This window comes from Accumulibacter sp. (assembly GCF_029255125.1).
Lineage (GTDB): Bacteria > Pseudomonadota > Gammaproteobacteria > Burkholderiales > Rhodocyclaceae > Accumulibacter.
The window spans coordinates 1-13,503 of the sequence record NZ_JAPUVR010000118.1; the positions used below are offsets into that span (position 1 = coordinate 1).

Annotated in this window: 7 protein-coding genes; all 7 read right to left on the minus strand. The window is 64.9% G+C overall.

Going from position 1 to position 13,503, the window contains the following annotated elements; translation table 11 throughout:
- Positions 1 to 1,953 (minus strand): PhoX family phosphatase (locus tag Q1L59_RS12315; RefSeq protein ID WP_300332585.1); only part of this gene is annotated, 1,953 nt, incomplete at its 3' end.
- A gap of 141 nt (positions 1,954 to 2,094) precedes the next feature.
- On the minus strand, positions 2,095 to 4,176 hold the full coding sequence (locus Q1L59_RS12320; protein WP_300332587.1) for a response regulator: 2,082 nt from the start codon (positions 4,174 to 4,176) through the stop codon (positions 2,095 to 2,097).
- 69 nt (positions 4,177 to 4,245) lie between these two features.
- Positions 4,246 to 5,502, minus strand: coding sequence for a response regulator (locus Q1L59_RS12325; RefSeq protein WP_300332589.1), 1,257 nt, complete (start codon positions 5,500 to 5,502; stop codon positions 4,246 to 4,248).
- Positions 5,399 to 5,950 carry a hypothetical protein gene (locus tag Q1L59_RS12330; RefSeq protein ID WP_300332591.1) on the minus strand — a complete coding sequence of 184 codons (552 nt, stop codon included), beginning with the start codon at positions 5,948 to 5,950 and terminating at the stop codon, positions 5,399 to 5,401. Before Q1L59_RS12330 ends, Q1L59_RS12325 begins: the two co-directional genes overlap by 104 nt.
- A gap of 94 nt (positions 5,951 to 6,044) precedes the next feature.
- The gene (locus Q1L59_RS12335; RefSeq protein ID WP_300332593.1) at positions 6,045 to 10,082 is read right to left on the minus strand and encodes a hybrid sensor histidine kinase/response regulator; all 4,038 of its coding nucleotides are present in this window, start codon (positions 10,080 to 10,082) and stop codon (positions 6,045 to 6,047) included.
- Between the two features lie 203 nt (positions 10,083 to 10,285).
- Positions 10,286 to 11,668: a DUF1329 domain-containing protein gene (locus Q1L59_RS12340; RefSeq protein ID WP_300332595.1), complete on the minus strand. Its 1,383-nt coding sequence runs from the start codon at positions 11,666 to 11,668 to the stop codon at positions 10,286 to 10,288.
- A gap of 22 nt (positions 11,669 to 11,690) precedes the next feature.
- A complete protein-coding gene (locus Q1L59_RS12345) occupies positions 11,691 to 13,319 on the minus strand; it encodes a DUF1302 family protein (RefSeq protein WP_300332597.1) in 1,629 nt (542 codons plus the stop codon).
- Positions 13,320 to 13,503 lie beyond the last annotated feature (184 nt).

Consider the following 13,503-nt stretch of genomic DNA (forward strand, 5'->3'; position numbering starts at 1 on the left):
GCCGTCGCGCCGCCGGATGACGACCGTCGCCGAGCGCGGCCGGCCGCCGGTGGCTTCCGGAAACTGATTCGCGGGCCAGCCCGAGATGGCCAGCGGGCGCGCGGGATCAGCCCGCGCGCCGGGGGCTTCACCGGGGTGCTGAATGTTGACGAACAGATTGCAGCCATCTGGCGTGCCGGTCAGCCCGGTGATCTCGCAGCCGTGCGGGCCGCTCAGGAAGCGGCGCACCTCGCCGCTTCCGACATCGGCGACCAGCACCTGATTGTTGCCCAGGCGTTCGTAGTCGCCACTACGAATCGCTGCGCCGGGCGCGTCGGTCTGTATCCACAGACGCCCCTGTGCATCGAACCACAGGCCGTCCGGGCTGCCGAAGGCGTCGCCACGGATGTTGCCGCGCTGCCCGGCATCGGCGTTCTGCGGGTCGCCGCAAAGGACGAAGATGTCCCAGGAGAAATCGCTCGCCGCCGCATCGCCGCCCGCCTCGCGCCAGCGGATGATGTGCCCGAAGGCGTTCGGCGCCCGCGGATTGGCGGCGTCGGCGATGCTCCGCCGGCGGTTGTTGGTCAGCGTGCAGTAGACCTCACCGGTCTGCGGATGGACGGCAATCCACTCGGGCCGGTCCATCTTCGTCGCTCCGACGAGATCGGCCGCCTGACGCGCGCGGATCAGCACATCGGCCTGATCGGCAAAGCCGGTCGCCGCGACCAGCCCGTTGCGCCCATGCTGCAGCGCCAGCCAGCGACCGCGCCCATCAGCAGAGAAACGCGCGACGTAGAGCGTTCCCCGGTCGAGCAGGTGTCCGCCGCCGGCCGGATCGGAGGATGGGAAAGGATCGTCCGAGACGTACTTGTAGATGTATTCGAAGGCTTCGTCGTCGCCCATATAGACGACGACGCGCCGATCGGCAGCGAGCGTCACCGTCGCGCTCTCGTGTTTGAAACGACCGAGCGCCGTGCGCTTGACCGGCGCCTGCGTCGGCTGGCGTGGATCGATCTCGACGACCCAGCCGAAGCGATTGGCCTCGTTGGCTTCGCTCGCCACGTCGAAACGACGGTCGTGCTCATGCCAGCGCGCGCCATGGCCGCCGCGCCGAATGCCGTAACGCTGCTGTTCCGGCGTCGGCTGCGCCAGACCATTGAAATAGCCGTTGAAGTTCTCTTCGCAGCTGAGATACGTTCCCCACGGCGTGACGCCCATCGCGCAGTTGGCCAGCGTGCCGAAGACGACCAGCCCACGCGCATCGTCGCGTGTGCGCATGGCCGGCGCGCCGGCTGCCGGACCGGCAATGCGCAGCGGCGTGCGCGCGGTGATCCGGCGCGCGTAGCGTGAAGGCCGCACGACGCGCCAGCGCCGTTCGGCTCCGCTGCCGACGAGTTCGACCTCGATCACCGAAACGCCGTGCGCATTCTGCGACTTGATCGTCTTCGCGTGGCTCCACTCGGCCATGCCGTCTGCGTGCAACAGCCCTTCGTCGGTGTATTCGTGGTTGATACACAACACGCCACGCGTGGACGACGCCTGCCCGTTCTCGCTGAACGGAAAGAAGTGCATCCCGTCGTGGTGCATGCCGGCCTGCACCGCCTGCTCGGCCGCGCTGTTGCCAGCGTCGGAACGGAAAGCCGGTCCGTCCGAAACCGGGTCGCCCCAAGCGTAGAGTAACTGCAACACGTGTCCGTCGGCAACGCGCACGGCGTCGTCACGCGCCGCGGCCAGGGCCGGGAAGTTGAGCGTCGGACGCCCACCCGCGGCAGCCGACGGCAAGTCTATCCAGCCCACGAAGGCCAGCGCCAGGCTGCCCAGGCCGCCTTGCAGAACGCGCCGACGCGTCGCCGGAATGGCTGCGATGCCGGTCAGCAGTTCGCCGAAGCACGGATTGGTGCTGTCGTTGCACGCCGGCTGATCGTCCGCCGCCGACGGCGGCAAACGCCGATGAAGAGGGGCGATTTTTTCCATCGCTGATTCTCCGAAGTTGGCCATGGTAGCGCTGAAGGCACCCGATTGCCCGCATCGCCGCGCGGCGAGAGCGCCCGACTTGTACCGGTTTCACCCGCGCGCCACGCTGCCCCAGATCGTCAGTTGCCTGACGTCCGGATCTCAGACCGAGTCTGGCGGCGTGCGCGCCGAGGATAATGCCTTCTCGATCAGCTCGTACTCGAAGCTGTCGGCGTGCCGCCGCAGGCACGCGCCGAGCGCTGCATCGCGTTTGGCAACCTGCCCGATCAGGGCGTGGATGCTTGCCACGTCCAGAGCCAGCAGGGCCTCTGACAAAGCGCCGCGCAAGGCCTCGGGCAGCGCCCCGATCATTGCACTATCCAGCGTCGCTGGCGCCGGCGCAGTGGTCGCTGCGCTGGCGGGCGCGTGCCGCAGGTAACGCAGCATGAGCTGCCGTCCCATGCAATCCAGGATTTCGCTGCGCCGAAAGGGCTTCGGCAGCACGTCGTCCATACCCGCCGCCAGCATCTCCGCGCGTTGCTCGATGAATACCGAGGCGGTCAGTCCAACGATTTTCACCGCCCCGCCTCCGGCCAGCGAACGGATGTGCCGCGTCGCTTCCAGCCCGTTCATCTCCGGCATCCGCCAGTCCATCCAGATGAAGTGCGGCTGCCAGCGCGCAAACACTTCGATGGCCTGGGCGCCGGTAGCCGCCGCTTGCACCTGGAAGCCGACTTCCTCGAGCAAGCGGCAGAGGAGCAACGCGCTCTCCGGCTGATCTTCGGCGACCAGCACGCGCTGTTCGCCCTGCTCCGGCGCCAACTGAAGGATCTCGCCAGCCTCATCGTCAGCCAGTGCAACCCGGGCTTCTCCTGCCGGTTCGACCGGCAGCTCGACGCGGAAGCAACTGCCCTGCCCAGGCTCGCTGGTCACCCTGATCCGGCCGCCCAACAGTTCGACAAACTGGCGGGTAATCGCCAGCCCCAGGCCGGTCCCCTTCTGGCCCGATGAACCACCCGCCTGTACGAAGGGATCGAAAATCCGCGCCTGGTCCTCGGCGGCGATGCCTGGACCGCTGTCTTCGACCTCGATCAGCAGGTGGAGCGTGTCCGCGCCCGCAGCGATGCCGAGGCGCAGGCTGACGCCACCGCGCCGGGTGAACTTGATCGCGTTGCCGAGAAGATTGACCAGGATTTGCCGCAGCTTGGCCTCGTCGCTGCACACACAGCGCGGCACGTCCGCGGCCGGCTCGACGAGCAAATGCAGCCCCTTTTCCTCGGCCCGAACGCGCATCAGATCTGCCGTGTCGCGGATCAGCGCAGCCAGGTCGAAGGAAAGCCTCGTCACCTGCATTCGCCCGGCCTCGATCTTGGCCATGTCGAGGATGTCGTTGATCAACACGAGCAGGTACTCGCCGCTGCGGTTGATGATCTCCAGATCGCGCCGCTGGCCGTCGCTCGCACCCGGGTCCCGCCTGAGCATCGCGGCAAAGCCGAGGATCGCATTCAACGGCGTGCGCAGTTCGTGACTCATGTTGGCCAGGAACGTGCTCTTCGCCCGGTTGGCGGCCTCGGCCGCCTCCTTGGCTTGCGCCAGTTCCGCCGTACGCCGCTCGACCAGTTCCTCCAGATGGTCGCGATAGGCAAGCAATTCGGCCTCCACCCGCTTGCGCTCGCTGATCTCGACCTTCAGTTCGGCGTTCGTGCGGATCAGATCCGCGGTGCGCTCGGCGACGCGCTCTTCCAGCCGCTGGTTCAGTTCCAGCAAAGCCGCTTCAGCGCGCTCGCGTTCGGCGATCTCGCCCTGCAGCTCCCGGTTCTGCGCTTCGACGCGCGCCTTCAGGCGATAGAGACGCAGTTGCGCGTCGATTCGAGCAAAGACTTCGCCAGCATGGTAGGGCTTGGTGATGAAATCGGCGCCGCCGACGGCAAACGCCTGAATCTTGTTGATCGTCTCATCGGCCGCGCTGAGGAAGATCACCGGGGTGCCGGCGGTGCGTTCGTCGGCCTTCAGGCGGCGGCAGACCTCGTAACCGTCCATGCCGGGCATTTGCAGGTCGAGCAGCACCAGGTCCGGCACTTCGAGTGCGGCGGCGGCCAGCGCGGCCGCACCGTCGAGGACCGGGCGAACCTGAAAGCCCTGCTCCGACAACAGCCGCGCAAGCAGCCGCAAACCGTCGCGACTGTCGTCAACGGCCAGAATGCTGGCCGCACGCTCGGCCGGCGCGCCCGACACCTCAGCCATTCCCGGCGCCTTCGGCCCGACCCGCCCGGCGCTGTCGGCGTGTTGTGGGCACTCGTTGCAAGACCAGCATTACGCGCGTCCTTCCCTTCGCTCGCCATCTCCCTGGTCATGCGCGCGACGACGCGCGCGCTGCACCAGTGCAATGATCCGCCTGTAGTCGAAGTCGTCGGCTAGAGCCTGGATGTCGACCGCGATCGCCTGACTCTGGGCGGACACATCCTCAATCAGTTGCTCAACCCGGTTCATTTCGGCGCGGATCGCCGCCTCTTCCAGACGAGCGAGCCACTCATCAGGCAGCGATTGTAAGGCATGCACGCGCGCCCTGTCGTCCATCGCCGGGGCCGCTTCCGCCGCTTCGCCGTAGATGTAGCGCACACCCAGATGTTTCTCGATCATTTCGAGCAGCGTCGCCGCGCGATAAGGCTTGCGCAGAAAGTCGTCGCAGCCTTCGGCCAGAATCTCGGCGCGCTCTTCCTCGAAGCTGCTGGCAGCCAGCGCGACGATCTTCGTGTCGGCCCCACGCGGAGCAGACTTGATCCGCTGCGTCGCCTGCCGCCCGTCGAGATTGGGCATCCGCATGTCCATCCAGATCAGGTGCGGGTGCCAGCGTTCCCAGACCGTAATCGCTGCCTGGCCATCGCCCGCTTCGTCGACGGCGAAGCCGAGCGGCTTGAGCATCTGGACGAGCAGCCGCCGACTGCCGGCATCGTCGTCGGCGACCAGGATACGCCAGACGGCCTGTCCGGGCGCCAAGCCGACCACCGGACGGCCTTCGCCTGCGTCCAGCGGCTGCTCGCGCGCCGCTTCATGCGCGACGATCGTGAACGTGAAGGTGGTGCCCACGCCCAGCGTGCTATGCACCTCGATGGCGCCGCCGAGCAACTCGGCGAATTCGTGCGTGATGGCCAGTCCCAGGCCGCTGCCTTCGCCGTGTTTCTGGCCACGGGCAGATTGCACGAAGGGCTGGAACAGCCCGGCCAAGTCTTCGGCTGCGATGCCGACGCCACTGTCGGCCACCTCGAAGCTCAGGCGCACGGGGCTGCCCGGCTTGCTGCCCGCTTCGGCGCTGCCGAGAAACTGCGCGCTTGCCCGCAGCGTCAGCCCCTTGTTCGCCGCGACGAGTGCACACATCTCCTTGAGCCCGGCGAGCAGTTCGCACAGGTCGAAATCGCTCGGGGTGACGACTGTCCGCCCGGCCTCGATGCGCGAGAGGTCGAGCACCTTATTGACCAGCGTCAGCAGATGTTCGCCACTGCGGTGTACCGTGGCCAGATGTTCGGATTGGCCAGGCGAGAGGCGCTCCCGGCCGCTGGCTGCGTCGCGCAACAGCAGGCACGTCGTTGTGGCTCAGGCTGCGCGGGTTTTCCGGATCGTGCTGATAGCGCTCGAAGCGCTCGGTCTTGCGGTCGAAGCGGTTCAGCCCATTGTGGGTGCAAACCGACAGGATGCCTTGCAAGTCCTCGTAGAGGGCGTGAACCAGGTTCCCGCTCAAGCGGTGCGGATCGCGCGTATTCGGCTTGAACACCTTGAACGAATAGCCGTCGTAGCGGTTCAGACCATCCCAGGTACCAACCCGGATGAAGCCCTGCCGATCATGCAGAAAAGCCTCCACCGTGCCCTGCGACAGCCCGTCGTCGGGAGTCAGATGCTCGAACCTGATGCGCGGTCTGGCATTGCTGCCAATGGCGCTTTCGCCGGCTTCCTGCGCGCAAGGAAATGAAAGGGCCAGCACGAGGCCAAGAAAGGCCAGGCAGATTCTTGCGACCACGTTCATCGGCGTCATCCTCTCATTGCCTGGCTTTGCCGGCTCGGGTCCGACGCGCAGCGCTTTTGCCGCCGCCAGGAAAGCTGGCTGTTGCGCCTGCGCGTCAAGGCCCGCTTCCTGGAGAACGGAGGATCGCGCGCAACACGCTGGCAATCCCGGCATAGTCGAAGTCATTGGCCAGCGCTTGCAGTCTGGCGCCTGCCGCCGGATCTTGCGCGCCGACTTGCCGGACCAGTCGCTCGACCTCGTTCATGTCGGTGCGCGTTGCCGCCTCTTCCAGGAGGGCAAGCAGATCAGCGGGAAGCAATCGCAAGGCGTCGGCCAGGGCGTCGCCGTCCAGCGCCGCTGGCGCAGCCGCCGCGTCGCCGTAGATGTAGCGCACGCCCAGATGTTTCTCGATCAGTTCGAGCAGTGCCGCCGCGCGATAGGGCTTGCGCAGAAAGTCGTCGCAGCCCGCCGCCAGAATCTCGGCGCGCTCCTCCTCGAAGCTGCTCGCGGTCAGCGCAATGATCCGCGTCTCTGCCCCACCTGGCGCCGCCTTGATCCGCCGGGTCGCCTGCCGTCCGTCGAGCTTGGGCATCCGCATGTCCATCCAGATCAGGTGCGGGTGCCAGCGCTCCCAGGCCGCGATCGCTGCGTGGCCGTCGCCCGCCTCCTCGACCGCGAAGCCGAGCGGCGTGAGCACCTGGACGAGCAGCCGTCGACTGTTCGCGTCGTCGTCGGCGACCAGGATGCGCCAGACCGTTTGCCCGGGCGCCAGGCCGAGTACCGGACGGCTGTCCGCTGCAGCCAGCGGCTGCTCGCGCGTCGGCTCGTACGCGTCGATGGTAAAGCTGAAGATGCTGCCGACCCCGGGCGTACTGCGCGCTTCGATCGCGCCGCCCAGCAACTCGGCAAACTGGCGCGTGATGGCCAGCCCGAGGCCGGTTCCCTCCTCAGCTTTCCGCCCACTGGCGGACTGCGCAAATGGCTGGAACAGCCCGGCCAGTTCCTCGGCGGCAATGCCCGGACCGCTGTCGCTCACCTCGAAAGTCAGACGCAACGCTCGCCGAGGCTTGCCATCGACCTCGACCTCACCCGGAAAGCCGACGCTGGCGCGCAGAATCACTCCGCCGCGTTCAGTGAACTTGAATGCGTTGTTCATCAGATTGATCAGCATCTGCCGGAGCTTCAACTGATCGGTGCGCACCAGCCGTGGAAGCTCGGGTTGCTGCTCGACCAGCAGGGTCAGTCCCTTCCGGGCCGCGGTAAGCGCAAACATCTCCTTGATTCCGCCCAACAACTCGTGAAGGTCGAAATCGCTCGGATTGACTGCGGTCCGCCCCGCCTCGATACGGGAAAGGTCGAGCACGTTGTTGATCAGCGTCAGCAGATGTTCGCCGCTGCGGTGCACAGTGGTGAGATGTTCCTGCTGGCCGGGCGAGAGCCGTTCGCGACCACCGGCGGCGTCACGCAACAGCATTTCCGAATAGCCCAGCACAGCGTTCAATGGCGTGCGCAGTTCGTGGCTCATGTTGGCAAGGAACACGCTCTTGGCGCGATTGGCTGCTTCCGCCGCGTCTTTCGCTTCGGCCAGCGAATGGGTGCGTTCGGCCACCTGAAGTTCCAGCTCGCGATTGCGGCGCTGGATGGCGCTGACCCGGCGGTAATAGGCGCCGGCCAGCAAACCGATGGTGAGCAGCGCCGCCAGCGTTCGCGCCCATGCCGTTTTCCACCAGGGCGGCGTGATGACGACTTCGACGACCTGCCCTTCGTCGTTCCACACCCCGTCGTTGTTGGCTGCCTTTACCCGAAATATATAGGTTCCCGGATCAAGGTTGGTGTAGGTTGCCACACGGCGCGAGCTGTCGACGTGAATCCAGTCGCGATCGAATCCTTCCATCCTGTAGGCATAGCGGTTTTTCTGCGGGAAGCGGTAGTTCAATGCCGCGAACTCGAAGGAAAAGACCGATTGCCAGTACGGCAGCACAACCCGTCGTGTTTCCGTAATGCTCTGCTGGAGCGGCGAATCCGGGTCGCCGACGACAGCCGAGCGGTTGAAGATCTGCAGATCGGTCAGGACGACCGGCGGCACCTGATCGTTCGTCGCGATGTTTTCCGGATCGATGACGTTGAAGCCGTTCTCGCCGCCAAACATGAGCAGTCCGCGGCGCGACTTGTAGGCGGAGCTGTTCAGAAACTGGTTGCCTTGCAAGCCGTCGCTGCCGTCAAAGGTCGTCGTCGCACCGTTTGCCGGATCAAAGCGAGTGATTCCGCCATCCGCCGTTCCCAGCCAGAGTCGTCCCCGATCGTCTTCGAGAATCGTGTTGATGCGGTCGCTGGCCAGGCCGTCCTTCCGCCGGTAGACGGTGAAGCGTTCAGCGCGCGGATCGAAGCGATTGAGTCCGCCGCTGGTGCCCACCCAGGCCTCTCCGGTTGACCCGAGGTGTATGAACCAGACCTCGTTGTTGCTCAGGCTGGCGGGATTGCCGGGATCGTTCTCGTAGCGCCGGAAGGTGCCCGTCGTCGGGTCAAAACGGTTCAGTCCGCCACCCCACAACCCCAGCCACAAACCGCCGGCTGGATCGCACTTGAGGCTGGTGATGATTCCCTTGCCCAGGCTGTTCGCATTACCCGGATCGTGCCGATACGCCGTGAACTTCCCGGTGCTGGCATCGAAACGGGCGACACCGCCATAGCTGGTTGCCACCCAGAGGTTTCCGTCGCGATCCTCGCAAGTGCCGCGCGTATCGTTGAAAGGCAGACTGCCCGGGTCCTTCGGGTCGTGCACGTAGCGCGTGAAGGTCGCGCTGGCCGGGTCCATTCTGTTCATCCCGTCGCGCGTGCCGACCCAAAGCGCCCCGTGCCGGTCCTCGTAGATGTTGTAGGCCGAGCTGCCGCTCAGACTCCGGGGATCGCTCGGGTCATGCCGATAATGGGTGAACTTGCCCGTAGCCGGGTCCAGGCGATTCAGCCCGCTGCCTTCGGTACCCGCCCAGACGATCCCGGCGCGATCCTCGAACAGGTTCCAGACCGAACCGTTACCCAGACTGGCGGGATCATCCGACTTGTGGCGGTACCACTGAAACTTGGCGGCGGCGCGGTCCAGGCGATTGACCCCTTTGCCCAGCGTGCCTATCCACAGGGCGCCCTGCCGGTCCTCGTGCAGTTCGCCGATCATGCTGTGACCGATGCTGGCTGGATCAGCCGCGCTCGGCACATAGCGGGTCAGGTGGCGCCGCTCCGGGTCCAGGGTATACAGCCCCCCGGTCAGCGTGGCGATCCACAGAACGCCATCACGCGTTTCCAGCAGCGCAAAGACGAACGCCTCGGCCAGATTGGCGTCCGAATCGTAGCGCGTGAATTTTCCCGTCTTGGCATCGTAACTGTTCAGACCCTTGCCAATCGTACCCACCCAGAGAATGCCCTGGCGATCCTCGTAGATCGACCAGACGCCGTCGCCGCTCAGACTGTTGGCGTCGGCGGGATCGTGCCGATAGTGCACGAATCCGCCGCTCGCCGGATCGAAGCGATTGAGCCCGCCCCCCTGAACACCAACCCACAGATTGCCCGCGCGATCCAGATGTAGCGCCCGTCCCTCATTGCCGCTCAAACTCTTCGGGTTGGCCGGGTCATGTCGGTAGTTCACGAAGCGGCCGGTCTTTCGATCCAGCCGGTTCAGTCCGCCGTCGGCGGTCAGCACCCAGAGACCGCCTTGGCCGTCGTCGAGCATCCGGAAGACATCGCGCCCGCTGATGCTTGCGGGATTGGCGGGGTCGTGCGCATAGCGCGTGAAGCGCTCGGTCGTCCGGTCGAAGCGGTTCAAGCCCAGGTTGGTGGCGATCCACAACGCGCCGTCGGCATCCTCGATGATGTCGTGTACGGCATTGCCGAGCAAGCTGTGCGGATTATCCGGATCCGGCCGGTAGGTCTTGATCCGGTAACCATCGTAGCGGTCCAGTCCGGCGCCGGTACCAAACCAGAGAAAGCCTTTCCGGTCGGAAAGAATCGCCTCCACATTGCCATTCGAGAGACCCTGATCCATCGTCAGGCGCTCAAAGCGCGGTTCGCGGCCACCCGCGATGGATGGGGCTGAATCGGCCAGGACCGGCTGTTGCAGCAACCAGGCCAGGAGCAGGATCAGGTAGGGCTTAAAGGGCATCGCATTCTCCGCAACTTGCGTCGACAGTACTGTTCACTCTTCCTGGCAGCACGGCAAGATGATTTGCCCGCGCGCGACCGTCGCCATGGCGCGCCTGTGCACCGGCCGACGCGTGGCATGCGGGCCGGCAACGCCTCCCGGCCCGCAAGCTGCGGCAGGTGTTCCGCTCCATGTTCCGGCGGCAAGGACGGACCGGGAAACGCTCAGAAAACCCCTCGTCGAGCCAGCGCATCCGGCTTCAGGTTGAGCTTGGGGAGCGCCTGCTGGCGAGGTTGAAACGACAGACCCGGATCGCCGAAGTGTTGATCGAGCGCATACATGTTCTTCTCCAGATCGTAAACCCAGTAGCAACGGGGAATCTGCACCTGAACGTCGTAAAGCGGCATCCCGGGCCGGAACAACCCGCGGACGAGCTTGCCCGCAGCGTCATACTCATCGCTCATCCCCGCGCCGCTCCAGTCCTCGTCCAGATAGAACACCTTTTTATGATGCTGATTCTTCTTGCCCGGCCTGATTGTCGCCTCGACCACCCACACCCGGTGCCACTCCCAGCGCACGAAGTCCGGATTCAGGTGCCCCGGAGTGAGTATGCGTTCCGCCGGCGTTTCGAAGAAAAGCGCATGCGTATTGTAGGGAATTAGCATCTCGCGCTTGCCGAGCAGTTTGAAGTCGAACTGGTCGAGCGGACCGGTGAACAGATTGTCCTGGTCGAAGGTGACCAGGCTGCCCAGCGAGCCCAGACCCAGGTCCGGCGGGAGGCCGGTTACCTCGCGCACGCGCCGGGTCGCCGGGTCGTAATCCCAGATGCGGCGCGGCTCGACCGTCGGGTCGAGCGTCTGCGTGTCGAGCACGGCAAACCCCGAGCTACCGGCCGGAACACTCCAGTTGTAGACGTGTTGATGGTAAAGGGAGCCGTTCTTTTTGTGCTCTTCGGCGCTGCTCGCCGGATCGTAGTAGCTGTTCTGGAAGGTGAAGTGCCCGGCCCATTTGACCGAACGGCCGCTGCCATCAACTGACCAGAGGGTCGCATAGGCGTCGTAGGCGACGCCGGTATTGATCAGCAAGTGATTCCACAATACTTCGTTGCCCGTCTTCGGAATCGGGAACGGGATGCCGCCATACGCTCCGTCCAGCGCCACGCCGTCCTTGATCAGCCGCGCGCTGGTCGCGTTCTTGCGCGTGTTCTCGAGCACCCAGGTGGGATACGCGACGCTGCGGTGGCTGGGATAGACGTCCATTCGGTAGTTCGGGTAACGCTTGAACATTTCCTTGCCGGTCTCGCTCAGCGCGTCGCGGTAGCGCTCCAGATTCTCAGCGTTGACCGTAAAGAGCGGCTTTTCGTCCGGAAACGGGTTGGTCCATCGCCCCGACCCAGGTTTGAAACCGGGCGGCGTCGTGTTGGTCGGCAACCCGCCGCTGTAGGCCGGGATCGTTCCGGACGCATTGCCGGCCTTTTCTGCGCCAAAGGCGGTCAGACTTGTACCGAGTTGGGCCGCCTCGTCGGCACTGACACCGCCTTGAGCAAGGCCGGCCTGGAGGAACGCGATGACGACGAGGAGAGAACTCGCGCGACGGTTCAGTTTCATGGGGTCTCCTGTTGGGTAGCGTTTAGAAGCTTGCTTGATAGGTGAACGACAACCAGCCTTTGTCGCGCAAAGGTCCGCCAAGGATCAGCGAACCAAAGGGGGAATCCGCCGTGCGTTTGATCTTGTGCTCGTAGCCGGTGTAGGTCAGGTCGAACTGATGGCGGGACTGAATCTTGGCCGTCAGCCCGACCTTGTAGACCGCAAACCCGGCAACGCCGCCGCCGTTCGAGGGCGCGTTGCCGCTGATTCCGCGCGAGTAGAACATGGGCATGCTCAGGTCGACGTTGGGATAGACCTGGTTCCAGGCCGGCGTAAAAGCCACGCCGAAAGTGAAGAATTGCTTGTCCGCGCAACCCTTGATCAAGGCGTCGGAAGCGCAGGCGGGATCGTAGCCCTTGGCAAAATACAGTTGTCGGTTACGCGTGACGCGGTCGAGACGATTCCACGCCAGTTCCGTGGCCAGAAAAGCCGAGTCGTAAAGCGCGCTCGGGCTGAAGCTGACGACGCCGTTCAGCACCCCATGCCAGGTGTTGCCGCGCGCGCCTTCATACCGACCTGCCGCGCCCGCCGAGCCGGAACTGCTCAGGGGATCGTCAAAGCGGTACGACAACTCGGCACCGGCGAGCAGCCAGCCGATCCTTTTCACCACGGTGACGCCGAGCAGGCCGATATCGCGCGCATACACCGCCCGCGTCTGGCCGGCCTCGGCGGGCTGAGCCAGCCAACCGTTCTTGTCGTCAAAGCGCCGCGCGTACACGCCGAGCGTGCCATCGAGCCATTCCGGGCTCCACTTCAGGCCAAGGCCAAGATCGTCGCCCTTGCCCTTGATCATCGGCAGGCGGTTGACCTGCGGACCCTGATTGACCACGTCGACCCCGAAAAACGTGCCGGCTTCCGGGATGCGTGTCGGCTTCCACTCGAATCCGACTTGAGCCAGGAGCGAAAGCTCGGGGCTGATCTGGGCAATCGCCGAGGCCTGGGCAACCGGCAATGCGGTTTCCTTGGCCGAAGCGCCCGGGTTGGTCACGCCTTTCATTCCGTCGCTGGGGGCTTGGGAGAAAGAAATGGCATGCGTACTGCCAAACAGCGATTCGCCCCAGACCAGCGCATGCCGCCCCAGCTTCACGTTCCAGACGGTATCGCCCAGGTCGACGACGCCATAGACAAAGGCGTCGAGGAGTTCGCCCGAAGGACCGGCGTAATAGCGCCTGACATAGGGAGAGAACTTGTCGTTGACGTAGCCGCTGGGCACAAGATTTGCGCCCAGCGCGCCGGGGTTGCTGTGCACCCGATCACCATAGGCGGCGTCGTACCAGGCGGCGGCAGCGACGCGCAGACCGTATCGTCGCTGATAGACGACATCGAGCTCGCTCAGCCAGTCGAGCCGATTGGTGATCGTATCGTGCCGGTCGAAGATCGCGTCGCCCTGGTCGAAGATCGCGTTGTTGGCAATCCGCGGATCGCGGCTCTGCATGCGCATCGCCCAGTTGTAGCGCAGCGTGTTGTTCCACACGACCTGCCAGTCTGGCGAACCGGTGTCGACGGAAAACGCCAGGGCCGGCGATGCGCACTGCAGGAGCGTGCCGAGAACGGCGCCAGCACAGCATGGCAGCTTCGCTATTCCGATCGCTGTCGCAGGTTTGGCCCGCATCAGGGGCGCAGGGTGAAATTGTCCTTCGGGCTAATAGCTGAAGAATCTGTTGCTTAGGGACAGCCTATGGACATCGGATGAAGAAGTCTGTATAAAGGGTAGATGGCAGCGGAACTTGACGCGTTGCGTGTGCGCCCTATCGAGAAGAGCGAAGAGGTTCGCTATCGGGAGTTGATGGCGCAGC

Coding starts and splice junctions, on each gene's coding strand:
- Q1L59_RS12330 (WP_300332591.1), bottom strand. CDS start 5,950: ATGAACGTGGTCGCAAGAATCTGCCTGGCCTTTCTTGGCCTCGTGCTG.
- Q1L59_RS12320 (WP_300332587.1), bottom strand. CDS start 4,176: ATGGCTGAGGTGTCGGGCGCGCCGGCCGAGCGTGCGGCCAGCATTCTG.
- Q1L59_RS12340 (WP_300332595.1), bottom strand. CDS start 11,668: ATGAAACTGAACCGTCGCGCGAGTTCTCTCCTCGTCGTCATCGCGTTC.
- Q1L59_RS12345 (WP_300332597.1), bottom strand. CDS start 13,319: ATGCGGGCCAAACCTGCGACAGCGATCGGAATAGCGAAGCTGCCATGC.
- Q1L59_RS12335 (WP_300332593.1), bottom strand. CDS start 10,082: ATGCCCTTTAAGCCCTACCTGATCCTGCTCCTGGCCTGGTTGCTGCAA.